The 16,114-nt window shown below is 69.3% G+C and carries 19 protein-coding genes; 9 read left to right on the top strand and 10 right to left on the bottom strand.

The window, feature by feature from the left end; translation table 11 throughout:
• Position 1: 1 nt before the first annotated feature.
• Complete coding sequence (locus AW272_RS28050) at positions 2-364, bottom strand: NUDIX domain-containing protein (protein ID WP_066371308.1); 363 nt, start codon at positions 362-364, stop codon at positions 2-4.
• A 72-nt stretch (positions 365-436) separates the two neighbouring features.
• Between AW272_RS28050 and AW272_RS28045 the strand changes: the two genes are divergently transcribed.
• From AW272_RS28045 to AW272_RS28035, 3 genes are read left to right on the top strand one after another with little or no spacing between them, the layout of a single operon-like run.
• Entirely contained in the window at positions 437-1,066 is a 630-nt protein-coding gene (locus tag AW272_RS28045) for a DUF6758 family protein (protein ID WP_066371298.1), read from the top strand.
• Between the two features lie 10 nt (positions 1,067-1,076).
• Entirely contained in the window at positions 1,077-1,793 is a 717-nt protein-coding gene (locus tag AW272_RS28040; RefSeq protein ID WP_066371927.1) for an MBL fold metallo-hydrolase, read from the top strand.
• A 29-nt stretch (positions 1,794-1,822) separates the two neighbouring features.
• Complete coding sequence (locus AW272_RS28035; RefSeq protein ID WP_174551861.1) at positions 1,823-2,632, top strand: RecB family exonuclease; 810 nt, start codon at positions 1,823-1,825, stop codon at positions 2,630-2,632.
• A gap of 136 nt (positions 2,633-2,768) precedes the next feature.
• Here AW272_RS28035 and AW272_RS28030 read toward each other — a convergent pair whose 3' ends face one another.
• Entirely contained in the window at positions 2,769-3,644 is an 876-nt protein-coding gene (locus tag AW272_RS28030) for an alpha/beta fold hydrolase (protein ID WP_066371294.1), read from the bottom strand.
• 64 nt (positions 3,645-3,708) lie between these two features.
• Entirely contained in the window at positions 3,709-5,505 is a 1,797-nt protein-coding gene (locus AW272_RS28025) for a DEAD/DEAH box helicase (protein ID WP_066371292.1), read from the bottom strand.
• Positions 5,506-5,893: 388 nt separating this feature from the next.
• On the opposite strand from AW272_RS28025, the gene AW272_RS28020 reads away from it, so the two are divergent.
• Positions 5,894-6,547, top strand: a complete 654-nt coding sequence (locus tag AW272_RS28020) for a ferritin-like fold-containing protein (RefSeq protein WP_066371290.1) — start codon at positions 5,894-5,896, stop codon at positions 6,545-6,547.
• 294 nt (positions 6,548-6,841) lie between these two features.
• Here the strand turns inward: AW272_RS28020 and AW272_RS28015 are convergent, their stop codons facing one another.
• The 5 genes from AW272_RS28015 to ligD (AW272_RS28000) all read right to left on the bottom strand — a co-directional run bounded on the left by AW272_RS28015 (position 6,842) and on the right by ligD (AW272_RS28000) (position 9,815).
• Positions 6,842-7,072 carry a DUF3107 domain-containing protein gene (locus AW272_RS28015; protein WP_066371288.1) on the bottom strand — a complete coding sequence of 77 codons (231 nt, stop codon included), beginning with the start codon at positions 7,070-7,072 and terminating at the stop codon, positions 6,842-6,844.
• 75 nt (positions 7,073-7,147) lie between these two features.
• A complete protein-coding gene (locus tag AW272_RS28010) occupies positions 7,148-7,768 on the bottom strand; it encodes a TetR/AcrR family transcriptional regulator (protein WP_083958748.1) in 621 nt (206 codons plus the stop codon).
• A 56-nt stretch (positions 7,769-7,824) separates the two neighbouring features.
• Positions 7,825-8,001: a hypothetical protein gene (locus AW272_RS43595; RefSeq protein ID WP_169807648.1), complete on the bottom strand. Its 177-nt coding sequence runs from the start codon at positions 7,999-8,001 to the stop codon at positions 7,825-7,827.
• A gap of 24 nt (positions 8,002-8,025) precedes the next feature.
• A complete protein-coding gene (gene ligD, locus AW272_RS28005) occupies positions 8,026-8,892 on the bottom strand; it encodes a non-homologous end-joining DNA ligase (protein WP_066371284.1) in 867 nt (288 codons plus the stop codon).
• Positions 8,889-9,815 carry a non-homologous end-joining DNA ligase gene (gene ligD / locus AW272_RS28000; protein ID WP_245657755.1) on the bottom strand — a complete coding sequence of 309 codons (927 nt, stop codon included), beginning with the start codon at positions 9,813-9,815 and terminating at the stop codon, positions 8,889-8,891. Before ligD (AW272_RS28000) ends, ligD (AW272_RS28005) begins: the two co-directional genes overlap by 4 nt.
• 77 nt (positions 9,816-9,892) lie before the next feature.
• Between ligD (AW272_RS28000) and ku the strand changes: the two genes are divergently transcribed.
• Positions 9,893-10,723 (top strand): non-homologous end joining protein Ku, encoded by an 831-nt coding sequence (ku, locus tag AW272_RS27995; RefSeq protein ID WP_066371282.1) that lies wholly within the window; start codon positions 9,893-9,895, stop codon positions 10,721-10,723.
• Here ku and AW272_RS27990 read toward each other — a convergent pair.
• Both AW272_RS27990 and AW272_RS27985 read right to left on the bottom strand, forming a co-directional pair.
• Positions 10,720-11,076, bottom strand: coding sequence for a hypothetical protein (locus AW272_RS27990; RefSeq protein ID WP_066371279.1), 357 nt, complete (start codon positions 11,074-11,076; stop codon positions 10,720-10,722). The genes ku and AW272_RS27990 overlap by 4 nt on opposite strands.
• A 142-nt stretch (positions 11,077-11,218) precedes the next feature.
• The gene (locus AW272_RS27985) at positions 11,219-11,800 is read right to left on the bottom strand and encodes a hypothetical protein (protein ID WP_066371276.1); all 582 of its coding nucleotides are present in this window, start codon (positions 11,798-11,800) and stop codon (positions 11,219-11,221) included.
• 274 nt (positions 11,801-12,074) lie between these two features.
• Here AW272_RS27985 and AW272_RS27980 point away from each other — a divergent pair, with 274 nt between their 5' ends.
• From AW272_RS27980 to AW272_RS27965, 4 genes are all read left to right on the top strand, one after another.
• On the top strand, positions 12,075-12,872 hold the full coding sequence (locus AW272_RS27980; RefSeq protein WP_245657754.1) for an alpha/beta fold hydrolase: 798 nt from the start codon (positions 12,075-12,077) through the stop codon (positions 12,870-12,872).
• A gap of 65 nt (positions 12,873-12,937) precedes the next feature.
• Entirely contained in the window at positions 12,938-14,119 is a 1,182-nt protein-coding gene (moeZ, locus tag AW272_RS27975) for an adenylyltransferase/sulfurtransferase MoeZ (protein ID WP_066371271.1), read from the top strand.
• Positions 14,120-14,161: 42 nt separating this feature from the next.
• Entirely contained in the window at positions 14,162-14,881 is a 720-nt protein-coding gene (locus AW272_RS27970; protein ID WP_245657753.1) for a hypothetical protein, read from the top strand.
• Entirely contained in the window at positions 14,875-16,077 is a 1,203-nt protein-coding gene (locus tag AW272_RS27965; RefSeq protein ID WP_083958747.1) for a S8 family serine peptidase, read from the top strand. Before AW272_RS27970 ends, AW272_RS27965 begins: the two co-directional genes overlap by 7 nt.
• Positions 16,078-16,114: the final 37 nt, after the last annotated feature.

Here is a 16,114-nt window from a genome sequence, read left to right as displayed (position 1 = left end):
CTCAGCTCAGGTCGCCGAGGAAGTCGAGGAGGCCCTTCGTCAGCGGCAGGCGTACGAGATCGTTGGCTGTCGCCCAGGTCGCCGCCGCGGCGTCGTCGCCCGGGGTGAGGTCGCCGCCGGTGACGTGGGCGTAGTAGTCGAAGATCTCGTAGAAGCCGATCACGACGCTGCCGGCCAGGGCGCCGACCTCGATCTCCAGGCCGGTCTCCTCGCGGATCTCGCGGCGCAGGGCGTCGGTGTCGGTCTCCTCCTCCTCGACGCGGCCGCCGGGCAGGGACCACAGGCCCTCCGACGGCGGGTGGCCGCGCTGGATGAGCAGGAGGCGGCCCTCGGTGTCGCGGATGATCGCCCCCACACATCTCATAACGCCAAGATTACGGCTAAAAGCCTCGGGAGACCTTGACGGGTCCCGGTCGGCGGAGCACGGTGAGTAACTGTGGAAGCCGCGCCCACCTGCCCTCGGTGCTTCGGCAAGCTGACCGAACCCGGTGTCCGGACCAGTGCCTGGCGGTGTCTCGTCCATGGCGAGGTGCTGCCGCACCGCACTCATCCGCCGAGCGCCGCCGCCGTCGAACTCATCCGGGGCGCGACCGTGCCCGTCTGGCTGCCGTGGCCGCTTCCCACCGGGTGGCTCGTCACCGGGTTCGCCCAGGCGGGCGACCGGGCCAGCGTGGTCGCGGTCTGCGGGCCCTCGCTCAGTCACGGGCCCGCCGATCTGCTGATCATCTCCGAGGAGCCGGGTGTGGGTCTGGGGTCCGCGTACGCCGGTCTCCCGGGGCCCGATCCCGGTGACATCGTCGCCCGGACGCCGATCACCAAGATCGATGCCAACGGGCATTCGATTCCGCTGTGGGTGGTGCGGAAGGGCGTACCGGCGGATCGGGCCGTCTATGTCGGTGAGGCCGCCGGGCGCTGGCTGTGGGCCGTCGCGTGGCCCGCCGAGGCCGGGAATCTGATCACTCTGATGCAGCTCGCGCTGGCCGATCTCCGAGATCTGGATTGGGACGTGCCCTTCGGGGCGTTCTCTCCCCGTCTGACGGGGGAAGGCGCAGCGGAGACGGGCTAGGGTGTTGTCCGTGACAGCGCGTATCGAGCGAGTGGTGACCTCGGGGGTCGTCGAGATCGACGACGTCGAGCACAAGGTTGAGAACAACACCTGGATCGTGGGTGACGACGAGGAGGTCATCGTCATCGACCCCGCGCGCGACGCGGAGAAGATCCTCGAGAAGGTGGGCGAGCGGCAGGTCCTCGCCGTCATCTGCACCCACGGGTTGCCCGACCACGTCGGCGGCGCCATCGAGGTGGCGGCCCGCGACGAGGCCGTGATCGCCCTTGGCCCCAAAGACAAGCGTCTGTGGCGGCAGACCTGGGAAGACACCTGGCCCGACATCGAGATGGAGGACGAGGGCCTGTTCGCCGTCGCCGACACCGAGCTCGAGGTCATGAGCACCCCGGGTGTGACCGCCGGCGGCGTGTCGCTGCTGGCCGAGTCGCTGGGCGTCGTGTTCACCGGCAAGACCCTGCTGGCCGACGGCCCGGGCAAGCTCGGCGGCGACTACCCGGCCCTGGCCGACCAGCTCACCTCGATCGGCGAGCGGCTCTTCACGCTCCCCGGCGACACCCGGGTGCTGCCCGCCCACGGTGAGGAGACCACGATCGGCGACCTGGAGCCCCTGTTCGACCGGTGGCTCTCCGGTTCGCTGACCGCCGACCCCGAAGACCAGCCGCAGGAGGGGCCGTTGACCGACGGCACCCGCGCGTCGGGCATCCGCCTCAACGTCGACGACAACTGAGCGCGGTGGAGCAGCTCCCCCTGGAAGGCATGCCGCGACGGCTCTTCTCGTGTACGCCGTCGCGGCTCAACTCCTGGCTCGACTGCCGCCGGCGTTATCGGTTCACCTACCTCGACCGGCCCGCGCCCCAGAAGGGGCCGCCGTGGGGGCACAACAGCGTGGGCGCGTCCGTCCACAACGCCCTGGCGGCGTGGTGGCGGGAGCCCTACCAGCGGCGGACTCCTCTGTCCGCCGCGATCCTGGTGTCCAACGGGTGGATCACCGAGGGGTTCCGCGACGCCGAACAGTCGCTGAAGTGGCGTGACCGGGCCCGGGAGATGGTCTCCGGGTACGTCGCCACGCTCGACCCCTCCGACGAGCCGGTGGGCGTGGAACGCACCGTCGCGACCCGGACGTCCGTGATGGCCGTCTCCGGGCGCATCGACCGGCTCGACCGGCGCGGCGACGAGCTGGTCGTGGTCGACTACAAGACCGGGCGCCGCCCTCTGACCAGCGACGACGCGCGCGGCTCCCTCGCTCTGGCGATCTACGCCGTGGCCGCGAGCCGGGTGCTCCGGCGGCCCTGCCACCGGGTCGAGCTGCACCATTTACCGACCGGTGAGGTCGTCGAGTGGGAGCACACCGACGAGTCGCTGGCCCGGCACCTGTCGCGCGCCGACCAGATCGCGGCCGAAGCCCAGGAGGCCGACGAGGCCTACCGCGCGGGCGAGGCGAAGGATGAAACTTTCATGCCGTCGCCCGGCGTGCTGTGCTCCTGGTGCGACTTCCGCCGCCACTGCCCCGAGGGCCAGGCGGCAGGGCCCGACAAAGATCCCTGGGACGGCTTGGCGCCGATCTAGCGCCCGGGCTCCCGCAAGGAGCCGTGGGACGGCTTGGCGCCCATCTGGCGTGCCCGGTCCGGCAGGGAGCCGTGGGAACAGGCTGCGGTATCCGGAACTCCGGCGGGCGCCACCGACGGCGACGCCCGCCCGGAACCTAGCGGGCCAGCATCGTGCTTTCTGCCCCGTTCCAGAACCTCGTCAGCGCCGCCGCCGTCGTCTCCGGGGCCTCCACCGCAGGTGAGTGGACGGCGCCGGGCACCACGACGCACTCGCAGTCGAGGCGGTCGGCCATCTCCGACTGCAGTCGCGGCGGCCAGCCGTCGTCGTGCTCTCCGTAGAGCACCAGGGTGGACAGGCCGGTTTCGGCGAGTTCGTCGACGCGGTCGGCGGCGTCGAGGACCGCGCGGCCCATGGACTCCAGCCCGACCAGTGAATTGGCGAACAGGCGTCGCCGCAGGAATGTCACGATCTCTTCGGGAACGCCGGCGCGCAGCGCGTCGGGCTCCATCTTCTCGGCCCACATCGCTTCGAGGCCGAGCTCCGGCATCTTCGCCAGCATCCGCCGCCCGGTCACCTCACGGGGGCCCACCATCCCGGCGGGGCCGGTGCTCATGAGCGTGTAGGAGGCCAGCTTGGCCGTGCCGTCGAGCACGGTCTCCCGGGTGACGAGGCCGCCGAACGAGTGCCCCAGCAGATGGACGGGCTCTCCGCCCCCCACCACGTTCACCAGGGCGTCGACATCACGCCCCAGGGCCGCGCAGGTGTAGGCGGAGGGATCGTCGGGGCCGGGCGTCTCGTACTGCCCCCGCAGGTCGATGGCGACGACGCGCCGCCCGGCCTGGGCCAGGGTCTGCAGGACCGAGATGAAGTCTTCCTTGCTGCCCGTGTAGCCCGGCACCAGCACCGCCGGCCAACGATCGGGCAGGCCGCTGCCGGGCAGGGCCTCCAGAACGGCGAACTCCCCCTCAGGGGTTTCGATCCGCTTGGGGCTCACCCCGGGCGGCAGGTCGAGGAATCTCGGCGTACTCACGTGAAGCCACGATACTGAAACCCGCAGGGCGCCGCAGATGAGCGGAGCCCTGCGGTATCCGAGGCTAGTTCCGGCGCGGGCGCGGGCGGTTGCCGCCGGAGCCGGTGTGCGGACCTCCGCGACGCATGGCCTTGCGCTCGGTCGCTGCCGAGGGCGCTGGCACGTCGTCTTCGGTGGCCAGGTCGGGCGAGCGGAAGATGATCGCGAACGGGCTGGCCGGGATGATCTTCTCGGGTTCGGCTGTCCTGGTGGTCTCCATGGGAGAGATCTCCACCTCCTCCTCAAATACGTGAATCTCGTCGTGGATCGGATCGAGGATGTCGCCTTCGAACGGCACGGGGGCCTCGAAGGTCTCGATGATGTCGAAGGTCTCGTGGACCTCGACGACCGCCGGAACCTTCCTGGCCCTCGGAGCCCTCACGGCCTTCGGAACCTCGACCGCGGTCGGAACCTCAACCACTGTCGGAACCTCGACGGTTTCGACGGCTTCGACGACCGCAGGGGTCTCGACGGTCTCGGTGACCTCGGTGGCTTCGTCCGACGTGCGCCCGGCTCGGGTGCGGCGGCGGTTGCGGGCCGGGCGCTCCTTGCGCTCGTCCCTCTCCTTGTCGCGATCCCTGTCGGGGCCTCTGTCGGCGCCCCTGTCACTGCCCCGGTCCTTGTCGCGACCGTCCTTGTCGCGGCGGCTGCGGGTGCGGCCGGTCTCGCCGAGGTCTTCGATCGCCTCGGAGTCGATGCCGGCCCGCGAGCGGTTGGCGCGCGGCAGCACGCCCTTGGTGCCCGCCGGGATGTGCAGTTCCTCGAGCAGGTGGGGCGAGCTCGAGTAGGACTCGGAGGGCTCGGGGTTGCCGAGGCCCAGCGCGTTGTTGATGACCTTCCAGCGGGTCATCTCGGTCCATTCGACGAACGTCACCGCGACGCCGGTGCGACCGGCCCGGCCGGTGCGGCCGATGCGGTGGACGTAGGTCTTCTCGTCCTGCGGCAGGTCGTAGTTGACGACGTGGGTGACGTCGTCGATGTCGATGCCGCGGGCGGCCACGTCGGTGGCGACCAGCACGTCGATCTTGCCGTTGCGGAACGCCCGCAGAGCCTGCTCGCGCTGGCCCTGACCGAGGTCGCCGTGGACGGCCGCGGCGGCGAAGCCGCGATCCTTGAGCTGCTCGTGGACCATGTCACAGGCCCGCTTGGTCTCGCAGAAGACCATGGTGAGGCCGCGGCCCTCCGACTGGAGCAGCCGGGCCACGATCTCGATCTTGTCCATCCGGTGGGTGCGGTAGACGAACTGCGTGGTGTTCGAGGGGGCTTCGTTCTCCGCCTCGGTGGTCTCCGCGCGCACGTGGATCGGGCGCGTCAGGTAACGCCGCGACAGGGCCACGATCTCGCCCGGCATGGTGGCCGAGAAGAGCATGGTCTGCCGCTCCTGCGGCACCAGCTTGATGATGCGTTCGATGTCGGGCAGGAAGCCCAGATCAAGCATCCGGTCGGCCTCGTCGAGCACCATCATGGTGATCTGACTGAGGTCGAGGTGCTTCTGCTTGATCAGGTCGAGCATCCGGCCGGGGGTGCCGACGATCACGTCGACACCACTCTTGAGCGCCTCGACCTGGGGCTCGTAGGCGCGACCGCCATAGACGGTCAGGATGCGGGAGCCGAGCTTCCCGGCGGCGAGGACGAGATCCTCGGTCACCTGGAGAGCGAGCTCACGGGTGGGGACCACAACGAGTCCCCGGGGCTTCTTGCGGTTCTTGCGTGGCTTCCCCACGGACTGGAGCATCGCGACGCCGAAGGCGTAGGTCTTTCCGGTTCCGGTGCGGGCCTGGCCGATGACATCTTGGCCGGCCAGCGCGAGGGGGAGAGCCATCTCCTGAATAGGGAAGGGTGAGACGATGCCCTCGGTCTCCAGGGCATCGGCGATCTCTGGGATGACACCCAGGTCTCGGAACGTCGTAATCGTCGCCTGCCTAAGTCGTGTGGCGAAGGCGGCTTCGTGACCAAACGGGCTCGCGTGCCGGGTCCTTACGAAAGGCGCCTTCGACGTCGTACGCGACCGCTCGCAGCAGAGCTCTCTGGGGGTTACCGGGGGATCAATACCCCGGATCAACACAGTGCGGTCGCACTTCTCACAGAGCAGTCTACTCGATACCACAGCTGCTAACCGATTTGCGGCGTGTTTCACATGTTTCTTAACGTCGGCTGTGGCTCGCGCAACGAATCTGCCTCGAAGAAGACGCTGCCCCTACGCTGCTCCCATGACCACTAACCGCCCCGGTGTCGTCGACCTTCTGGGCGTGCTCGCCTACGCCGAGCTCACCGCGTTCCTCCGCATGGCGCAGGACGCCTCCCTGCTGGCCCCCTCGCTGACCGACACCGCCGCGCTCGGCGATGTGGCGGCCACCGAATACGGCCATTTCCGGTTGGTCCGCGACCGCATCAGCGATCTGGGCGCCGACCCTGAGGAGGCGATGGCCCCCTTCGTCGACGCCCTCGACGCCTGGCACGAGCAGACCCAGCCGGGCGACTGGTACGAGGCGTTGGTCAAGGCCTACGTCGGCACCGGCCTGGCGGGCGACTTCTACCGGGTGGCCGCGCGGAGGGTCGACGAGGAGACCCAGAAACTGGTCGACCAGGCGCTGGCCGACGAGGCCCGCTCGGAGCTGGTCGTGGAGCGCGTCAGGAAGGCGATGGAGGAGGACCCGCGCCTGGGCGGCCGGCTGGCCCTGTGGGCGCGCAGGTTGGTGGGCGAGGCGCTGAGCCAGGCGCACCGGGTGGCGACGGCCCGGCCGGAACTGGCCGAACTGCTGGTCGACGACGACGACCTGGCCGCCATAGGGCGGATGTTCGCCCAGCTCACCGAGGAGCACGGCAAGCGCATGTCGGCGCTGGGGCTCACTCCCGGAGGCTGAATCGGGCGCCCCAGAGTGATGATCGAGAGGCGTGAAGGCGCCAAGGGGTTGTACCGTGCGAGTTATGAGGGCCTCGCGCCGCTACGGCAGTTCCTTGACAAGATGTGGACCGAATCGATGGGCCTCCCGCGCAGTGATGCGCAGGGCGAGCTCAGGATGCCCGACCATCAGTAGACGCAGGGACGACGCACATATCCCACGCAGACGTCCGCCGGGCTGTATCCACGGTCCACATTAGAGAAAGCCAATGGGCGCCGCGAAACACTGCGGCGCCCGAAGGCCCTCAAAACCAGGTCAGAGAGTGCCGCCGAAGCCGACGGAACGGCTGGCGCCCTCGCCGATCTCGATGAAGCCGAGTGCCGAGACCGGCACGATCACCCGGTTTCCCTTGACGTCGCTGATGGTGAAGACGCCACGGTCGGCCGCGAGCGCGTTGCGGACTTCCTCTTCGATCTCCTCGACGGTGAGGTCGGTCTCGATGACGAGTTCGCGGTGCACGGACTGCACGCCGATCTTGATTTCCATCTGGGCCCCTTTCGAGAGGTTTCCATCGTGGCCCCGGAAATCGCTCAGGCAGAGCTCTGATCGCGACCGGCGTAACTAGGTCGTGCGGGGGAACCCGCCGATGCCGCGCCAGGCGAGGCGGGCGATGAGCCCGGCCGCCGCGTCCTTCGGGATCGCGCCCTGGCTGGTCAGCCAGTAGCGGGCGCTCACCTCGGCCATGCCGACGAGCCCGACGCCGAGCAGGTGGGCGTCTTCGCTGGAGCAGCCGGTGTCTTCCTGGATCACCACGGCGATCGCGTCGGCGCTCTGGCGCAGCGATCGTTCCATGCGCTCACGCACGGCCGCGACGTTGCGCAGGTCGCTCTCGAAGACCAGGCGGAAGGCCTCGCCCTGGCTGGAGACGAAGTCGAAGAAGGCGCCGATGGCGGCCTGGACCCGCTGCTTGTTGTCGTTCGTGGAGGCCAGCGCGTCGTTGCAGCGCGCCACCATGTCGTCGACGTGGACGTCGAGGAGCGCCAGGTAGAGCTCGAGTTTGCCGGGGAAGTGCTGGTAGAGCACCGGTTTGCTGACACCGGCCCGCTCGGCGATCTCGTCCATGGCGGCCGCGTGGTAGCCGTTCTCCACGAAGACCTCCTGCGCGGCGCTGAGCAGCTGGCGGCGGCGGGCGAGCCGGGGCAGCCGGGTGCCCCGGGGTTTGGCATCCGGGGTTGCGGTCACAGCCACTCCTTGCGCGCGGGTTTCGGCGGCCCCCATCCTACGGCTGGGTCACCAGGTCAGCGATAGTCGTCCTCGTCGTTGTCATATGTCCGGTTCTGGTCGGCGGTATCCGCCAGGTCGGCCTCCAGGGGCGGATCCTCCGGCCAGGGACTCTCTTCGGGTTCGTCGTCGACGGTGCGGTTCTGTTCGGCGACGTCGGCCTCAGGGGCCTCGTTTCCGCTCTTCTCGGACATCGATGTGCCTCCTCCCGGACCACACTACGGGAACAGGTCCCCGTGTGCCCCTACCCGCGCCAGCACGTCTGACGTGGTGAATCTGAGCTGGTCAGGGTGGGTGCAGCCGGCTACCTCGTCCCAGTTCAGCGGGGTGGAGACGGTCGGATGGGGGTTGGCGCGGACGGAGTAGACGGCGACGGTGGTCTTGGCCGGGTTGTTCTGGCTCCAGTCGATGAAGACCTTGCCGGGGCGCTCCCGCCGGGCCATCACGGCGGTGACGAAATCGTGTTTCCGGGCCAGCCGTTCGGCGATCTCCTTCGCGAACGACGAGGTGCTCTCGGCGGAGTCCCATGGCACGTGGAGTTGCATGCCCTTGTTGCCGCTGGTCTTGGCGAAGCATTCGAGGCCCTCCTCGGTGAGAGCCTCGCGGAGCAGCAGCGCCACCTCGCAGCACTCGACGATCGTCGCAGGCGCGCCCGGGTCGAGGTCGAAGACGAGCAGGTCGGGGGGCAGCGGGTCGCCGTCGGCCGACACCCGCCACATGGGCACGTGGAGTTCCAGGGCCGCCAGATTGGCGTAGTAGATCAACGTCGGCAGGTCGTCGACGACGGCGAAGTCGATGGTCTCGCGATCCTTCGTGCTGCCGGGGACGGGCAGACGTACCCGCCGGATCCACGAAGGGGTGTGCCGGGGCGCGTTCTTCTCGAAGAAGAAGGCGCCGCCGACGCCGTTCGGATAGCGCTTCACGGTCAGCGGGCGGCCCCTCAGGTGGGGGAGCAGCACCCCGGAGATCCGCGTGTAGTAGTCGATCACCTCGGCCTTGGTGAAGCCGGCCTCGGGGAACAGGACCTTGTCGAGGTTGCTCAGCACCAGGTCACGGCCCTCGACCTGGACGGGGACCTTGGTCACAGCCGTACCTCCGCCGGGATCTTGTCCGGGCGCAGGCCGCGCCAGGCGGGGGCGCGCAGGCGGCCCTCGGTGGTCTGGTTGGCGTAGGTGACCTCGCCGACGAGCGCCGGGCGCACCCAATGGGCGTCTCTGACGATCTCCCTGGGCAGTTCTCTCGTGTACGCGCTCCGCGCGATCTCCAGCGGTGCGAGCAACGTGAACAGTTCATCGAGGGCGGCGTCGCTGAACCCCGTACCGACATGACCGAGGAAGACGAACCCGTCAGGGCCGAAGGCCCCCATCAGGAGCGATCCGATCCCGCCCGAGCGGCGGCCCCTGCCCGGCCGCCACCCCCCGATCACGACCTCCCGTTCGACCAGGTTCTTCACCTTGATCCACCAGGGTGAGCGGGCGCCGGGCCGGTAACGCGAGTCGACGTGCTTGGCGACCACCCCTTCGAGCCCCTGCTCCCGGGTCGCGGCCAGCACGTCGGGATGGCACGGGAAGGTGGGCGCCACGGTGATCCCCAGCGACTCCAGCAGTTCCCGCCGTTCCCGGTAGGGCCGGTCGAGCAGCGTGGCGCCGTCCAGAGAAAGAAGATCGAAGGGCATGTACGTCACCGGCACCACCCCCAGCAGCCCATGGGCGCCCGGGTCGCCGACGTTCATGCGCCGCTGGATCAGCTCGAACGACGGCTTGCCCTCGTGGTCGAAGGCGACGACCTCCCCGTCGAGCACGACATCACGGGGCACCTTCAGCGAACCGACCTCGGGATAGCGCCGGGTCACCTCGACCCCCTTGCGGCCGAACAGGCGTGGTTCCCCGTCCAGATACGCGACGACCCGGATGCCGTCCCACTTGACCTCGAGCACGTATCGGGAGCCGTCTGACGGCAGTGCGCCGGGGACGGCGAGCATCGGTTCGACCGGGTATGGCAGTGCCACAGAGGGTATGTCCCCCTTAGGTAAGTCCCTTGAATCCCGACATAGCGCGATTCGAACACAGAGACGAGAATGTGGCTATGCGCAGCATCTGGAAGGGCGCCATCTCGTTCGGGCTGGTGACGATCCCGGTCAAGCTCTACTCGGCGACCGAGCAGAAGGACGTCTCCTTCCACCAGGTGCACCGCGAAGACGGCGGGCGCATCCGCTACAAGCGCGTGTGCACGGTCGACGGCGAAGAGGTCGCCTACGCCGACATCGCCAAGGGCTACGAACTGCCCACCGGCGACATGGTGGTGCTGACCGACGACGACTTCGCCGAACTGCCCCTGTCGAGCTCACGCCGCATCGACGTCCTCCAGTTCACCCCCGTCGAGCAGATCGACCCCATCTACTTCGCCAAGTCCTACTTCCTGGAGCCCGACGCCCAGGGCGCGAAACCCTACGTGCTGCTGCGCGACGCCCTGGAGAAGTCCGGCCAGGTCGCGATCGTGAAGGTCGCGCTGCGCCAGCGCGAGTCCCTGGCCACGCTCCGGGTCCGCGACGGGATCTTCGTCCTGGAGACGATGCTCTGGCCCGACGAGGTGCGCACCGCCGACTTCCCCTTCCTCGACGAGGACATCGACCTGCGCCCGCAGGAGCTCAAGATGGCCGAGTCGCTGATCGAGACGATGGTGGGCGACTTCGACCCGGGCGAGTACAAGGACGCCTACCGCGAAGCGCTCCAGGAGGTCATCGACGCCAAGGTGGCCGGGCGCGAGGTCGTGCCGGCCGAGACGCCGTCCGAGGCCGGCCCGGCCGTCGACCTCATGGCCGCCCTGCGGGCCAGCGTCGACGCGGCCAAACGCGAACGCGAGGGCGCCCAGAAGAAGAAGGCGGAGCCCAAGAAGAAGACCCGTAAAAGCGCCTAGTAACCGTCGCTGTACAGGTCGAGCTGGAACTTGTTGCCTCGCTTCAGGTACATCGCCGGGGTGTAGCCCACCCGGCCGTTGCCCACCCCCACGACCCGGCGCCACTTGCCGTCGCCGTAGACCTCGCAGCCGCCGCTGATGAAGTCGCCGAGGTTGTAGAGGTCGTCAATGATCTTGCTCTTGAGGTTCGGGAGCTGATGTACGGGGGCGGCCGCGTTGAACATGTTCTTGGCGCCCCGGATGAGCTGGTACGAGCAGACCGACGCGTCCGCGGGGGCCGCGGCGGCGGTCACGAGGGCGCCGGAGGCGAGGGCGGCCGCGACAGCGACACCGGTCAGACGGGTTATCATCATCACTCCTAGTAATCACTGTGATGCTTTCGGTGATAACCCTGTGTGACCAAAACGAAACGTGCCGCGATGACCGAAGTCATCGCGGCACGATCGTCACAGAGATCTCAGAAGACCACTCAGGTCATCCTGTGATCAGGTCGAACTAGTTGCGGTGCCAGCGCCACTGACGCTGGAGGTGCCAGCCCTCGGTGAAGCCGGAACGCGGGCTCCAGCGGTGACGCTTGAAGTGCGACTTGACCTTGTGGAAGTGGTGGCCGCCGCCCCAGTGACCGTCGCCGCCGCCGTCCCAGCCGCCGTCGCCGCCGCCGTCGCCGTCCCAGCCGCCGCCGCCCCAGCCGCCGTGGTGGCCGCCGCGAACCGGGTGGCACTTACCGATGGTGTAACCACCGGAGTGCAGGTAACCGACGATGCGGCTGCGGTGCGACGGGTGGTGGTGGACCTTGACGTAGTGACGGAAGCGGCCCGCCGGGAAGACGCCGTGGTGAAGCTTGGGGTCAGCGTGGTGGCTGCCGTGCCGCACCTTGAAGACGCAGGTGTGGTTGTGGTGGTGGTGACGGCCGTGGTGGTGGCCGCGCACGTCGTCCCCGCCCCACTCGTAGCCGCCGTAGCCACCGCCGTAGCCGTACCCGTCGCTGGCGGCGGCGGGAGCCGCGAGGGCGAGGATGGCGCCGCCGCCGACGAGGGCGGCGGTAGCCACGGTGCTGGCGAGCTTCTTGAGCTGCATTGATTACTCCTTGTGATTGGCTGGTGCCTGATCGTGTTATGTCCTCACTCAGCGTGACAAAACGGGCAGTATCCGGCTTTTGCAGTTACTTAGCGTAGTCATGGAGTACGATGGGGTGGATTGTCCGTAAACGGCAGGAGGACGAGACGTGACAAACCCGATGTCACAGGGGTTTTCGGGCCCCGTGCCTGACTGGCCCAGCAATCGCGCCGATCTTGGTGACCTGCGGCTCAACTACCGATCCACACCCCCGGGACCGGCCGAAAAAGCCGTGATGATTCACGGGCTCGCCGGATCGAGCACCAACTGGACCGACCTGTCGGACCTGCTGAAGGACGAGGTGCGCACGTTCGCGCCCGATCTACCGGGAGCGGGGTGGTCGCCAGAACCGGGCGACCGCGACTACTCGGTCTCCGGGCACGCGCGCTCGATGATCCGGTTCATCGAGTGGGTGGGCGGCCCGGTCCACCTGTTCGGCAACTCCCTCGGCGGGGCGGTGTCGGTGCGCGTGGCCGCCTGGCGGCCCGACCTGGTGAAGTCGCTGACCCTGGTCTCCCCGGCGATGCCCGACCTGCTGCCCCGCGTGGGCCCGGCGCGGGTGGCGCTGACGGCGGTGCCCGGCCTGGCCGAGTTCGTGGTCCGGCGGCTGTCGGTGACGGTCCCCCCGGAGAAGCGCATCCAGGCGACCATGTCGATGTGTTACGGCGAGGCCGATTGCGTCCACCCCGACCGGCTGGCCGCCGCCATCGAGGAACTGCGCCGCCGCGACGACCTTCCCTACTCCGCCTCGGCCATGATCGGCTCGGCCCGTGGCATCGTCAGCGAGTACTTCCGGCCCGACCTCTGGCGTGAGGCGGCCCGGGTCGAGGCGCCCACCCTGGTCATCCACGGGCGCCGCGACCGCATCGTCGACGCGCGCATGGCCGTCCGGGCCTCGCAGACCTTCCCCGACGTCCGCATCGTGACGCTGCCCTGGGCCGGTCACGTGGCCCAGATGGAATCGCCCCGGATCGTGGCCCGCGAGGCACGCGCCCTGATTCGGGAATGCGCGGACGCGCCGGTTAGGTTGTGATGTGGAGCGTGCCCCTCCGGGGGCGCGAGCCAGACCTTCGATTGCCCTGAAACGGGAGTGGAACTGTGTCGTTGCCACCGCTGGTCGAGCCGGCCCCCGAGCTCACCGTCGACGAGGTGCGCCGCTACTCGCGCCACCTGATCATCCCCGACGTGGGGATGATCGGCCAGAAGCGGCTGAAGAACGCCAAGGTCCTGTGTGTGGGCGCCGGCGGCCTCGGTTCCCCGGCCCTGATGTATCTGGCCGCGGCGGGCGTGGGCACGCTCGGCGTGATCGACTTCGACGTGGTCGACGAGTCGAACCTGCAGCGTCAGATCATCCACGGTCAGTCCGACGTCGGCCGGTTGAAGGCCGAGTCGGCCGCCGCGACCGTGCGCGAGATCAACCCCCTCGTCAACGTGGTGATCCACAATGTGGCCCTCACCACCGACAACGTGATGGACATCTTCTCGGGCTACGACCTGATCGTCGACGGCACCGACAACTTCGCCACCCGCTACATGGTCAACGACGCGGCCGTGCTGCTCGGCAAGCCCTACGTGTGGGGCTCGATCTACCGTTTCGACGGCCAGGCCAGCGTGTTCTGGGCCGAGCACGGCCCCTGCTACCGCTGCCTCTACCCCGAGCCCCCGCCCCCCGGCATGGTCCCTTCGTGCGCCGAGGGCGGCGTGCTCGGCGTGCTGTGCGCCTCGATCGGCTCGATCCAGGTCAACGAGGCCATCAAGCTGCTGACCGGCATCGGCGACCCGCTGGTCGGCCGCCTGATGATCTATGACGCGCTTGAGATGAAGTACCGCGACGTCAAGGTCCGCAAGGACCCCGAGTGCGTCCTGTGCGGCAAGAACCCCACGGTCACCGCCCTGCTCGAAGACTACGAGGCGTTCTGCGGCGCCGTCTCCGACGAGGCGCAGCAGGCCGCCCAGGGCTCGACGATCACCGCCGTCGAGCTCAAGAAGTGGCAGGACGACGGCGAGAACATCTTCGTCATCGACGTGCGCGAGCCCAACGAGTACGACATCGTCAGCATCCCCGGCGCCACCCTGATCCCGAAGGGCGAGTTCCTCAACGGCTCGGCCCTCTCGCGGATGCCGCAGGACAAGAAGATCGTCCTGCACTGCAAGTCGGGCGTGCGCTCGGCCGAAGTGCTGGCGGTGCTGAAGGACGCCGGATTCGCCGACGCGGTCCACGTGGGTGGAGGCGTGCTGAGCTGGGTCAAGACGGTAGACCCGTCTCAGCCGACTTACTGATACGCACCCTGTGCGCCGGTCTACGGCGGTTAAAGTCGGTCCGTGACGGAAAGACGCAGTTGGCCGGCGCTGGTCGTGGCGTCGGCGCTCACGGTGAGCTGCGCGGTCGTCGCGGGGGTGGGGGTCAGTTCGGCCATGACCGAGCTGACCCGGGGCCCCAGCAAGCAGGAACAGCGCGCCGCGGCGGCCGAGGAACTGGCCCGCCGCTGGCGCACCTGGCCGGCCGGGAAGATCTTCCCCGAACGGCTCACCTACACCTCCGAGCAGGGCGGCCGTGAGGTGGCCGGGCGGGTCGGCATCGGCCCCGGCACCGACTGCGCCGCCGCCGTCGACGTCGCTCTGAGGGCCTCGATGGAGGCGGCCGGCTGCCGGGGCGTCATCCGCGCCACCTACCTCGACGCCGTCCAGGGCGTCGTGGTCACCATCGGGGTCGGCGCCTTCCGCGACGCCGCCGCCGTGATGGCCGCCACCACCGCGCTGCCCCACGAACACCGTCCCTCGCCGGGGCTGCGCCCGCTGAGCTTCCCCAAGACGGCCACCGAGCGCTTCACCGCCGCCGGCCGCCAGTACGGCACCTACCACCGGGCCGGGCCCTACCTCGTGATGGTCACCGCCGGGCAGGTCGACGGCCGCCCCGCCAAGGCGCTGGACCGCCCGCTGACCTCGATGTTCACCTTCACCGACGAGCTGTCGGAGCAGATCGCCCGTGCCCTGGTGGCCCCCGGGCCGACGAGTTGCCGGTCGGAGGGCTTCCTGTGCTGAGGCGGGCGCTCGTCGTCCTGATCCTCCTGGCCGGACCGTTCCTCGGCACGGCCGCCGCCGACGGCGTCCGGGGCGGGCAGACCGGCACCCTGGGCACGATCGGCATCAACCAGGCCTGGCGGGTCACCAAGGGCTCTGGCGTCCTGGTGGCGGTGCTCGACTCCGGGGTCGACCCCGCCCACCGCGACCTCGAAGGGGCGGTCCGGGTGGGCCGCGACTTCACCAAGGGCGCCAACCCGGCCGACGTGCAGCCGCAGCGGCTCCACGGCACCTACATGGCCTCCCTGATCGCCGGGCACGGCCACGGCCCCGGCGGCCAGGACGGCGTGATCGGGGTCGCGCCGGAGGCGAAGATCCTCTCGGTCCGGGTGATCCTGGAGGACGACGAGCCGGGCTTCAAGAAGTTCAACATGGACGAGCGCTACGAGAGCGTGATGGCCCGGGGCATCCGCTACGCCGTCGAAGAGGGCGCCGACGTGATCAACCTGTCGATCGCCAAGGGCGCCGCGACGGAGGCCGACCGGGCCGCGGTGGCGTACGCGATCTCCAACAACGTGGTCCTGGTCGCGGCGGCCGGCAACGACGGCGCCGAGGACACCGGCGGCCCCTACTCCTACCCGGCCTCGCTGCCGGGCGTGATCTCGGTCGCGGCGGTGACCGGCACGATGCGGCGGGCCTTCTTCTCCACCCGCAACGCCTCGGTGATGCTGGCCGCGCCCGGGGTCGACATCCTGGGGGCCGGTCCCGGCGACGAATACTGGGTCGGCCGCGGCACGTCCCAGGCGACGGCGCTGGTGTCGGGGGTGGCCGCCCTGATCAAGGCGAAATATCCGAAACTGTCGCCCGCCCTGGTGGCCCAGGCGCTCTCCGGCTCCGCCGTCGCCCCCAAGGGCACCGGCTACAACACCGGCACCGGCTTCGGCGTCGTGAACGCCGGCCGCGCGCTGACCGCCGCCGCCCGGCTCGCCGGGTATAGACCGACCGCCTCGGGGAAGAAGGCCCACGATCCCGACCGGCCCTTCTCCACCGCCACCCCCGAGCCGATCGCGATGGTGAAGCGCGACCGCCGGATGATCGCCTTCTACGGCGGCGCCGGTGTCGCCGGGCTCATCGGGGCAGGTGGCGCGGTCGCGGTGATCGTCGTCGTGGCCCGCAGAGCACGGCGCCGGGAGGCTTCACCAGAAATCGCCACGTAGGAGACCTCTACCGAATCGTTGGCGTATGGAGTCTTCG

This window comes from Herbidospora mongoliensis (assembly GCF_001570545.1).
Lineage (GTDB): Bacteria > Actinomycetota > Actinomycetes > Streptosporangiales > Streptosporangiaceae > Herbidospora > Herbidospora mongoliensis.
Note: the sequence above shows the minus strand (reverse complement) of the source record. Positions and strands in the feature narration are given on the sequence as shown.

What these genes read in the sequence shown, in the direction of transcription:
- AW272_RS28050 (WP_066371308.1), bottom strand. Translation starts at nt 364, where the DNA reads ATGAGATGTGTGGGGGCGATCATCCGCGACACCGAGGGCCGCCTCCTG.
- AW272_RS28035 (WP_174551861.1), top strand. Translation starts at nt 1,823, where the DNA reads ATGCCGCGACGGCTCTTCTCGTGTACGCCGTCGCGGCTCAACTCCTGG.
- AW272_RS28025 (WP_066371292.1), bottom strand. Translation starts at nt 5,505, where the DNA reads ATGGCTCTCCCCCTCGCGCTGGCCGGCCAAGATGTCATCGGCCAGGCC.
- AW272_RS28020 (WP_066371290.1), top strand. Translation starts at nt 5,894, where the DNA reads ATGACCACTAACCGCCCCGGTGTCGTCGACCTTCTGGGCGTGCTCGCC.
- AW272_RS28015 (WP_066371288.1), bottom strand. Translation starts at nt 7,072, where the DNA reads ATGGAAATCAAGATCGGCGTGCAGTCCGTGCACCGCGAACTCGTCATC.
- AW272_RS43595 (WP_169807648.1), bottom strand. Translation starts at nt 8,001, where the DNA reads ATGTCCGAGAAGAGCGGAAACGAGGCCCCTGAGGCCGACGTCGCCGAA.
- ku (WP_066371282.1), top strand. Translation starts at nt 9,893, where the DNA reads ATGCGCAGCATCTGGAAGGGCGCCATCTCGTTCGGGCTGGTGACGATC.
- AW272_RS27990 (WP_066371279.1), bottom strand. Translation starts at nt 11,076, where the DNA reads ATGATGATAACCCGTCTGACCGGTGTCGCTGTCGCGGCCGCCCTCGCC.
- AW272_RS27985 (WP_066371276.1), bottom strand. Translation starts at nt 11,800, where the DNA reads ATGCAGCTCAAGAAGCTCGCCAGCACCGTGGCTACCGCCGCCCTCGTC.
- AW272_RS27980 (WP_245657754.1), top strand. Translation starts at nt 12,075, where the DNA reads ATGATTCACGGGCTCGCCGGATCGAGCACCAACTGGACCGACCTGTCG.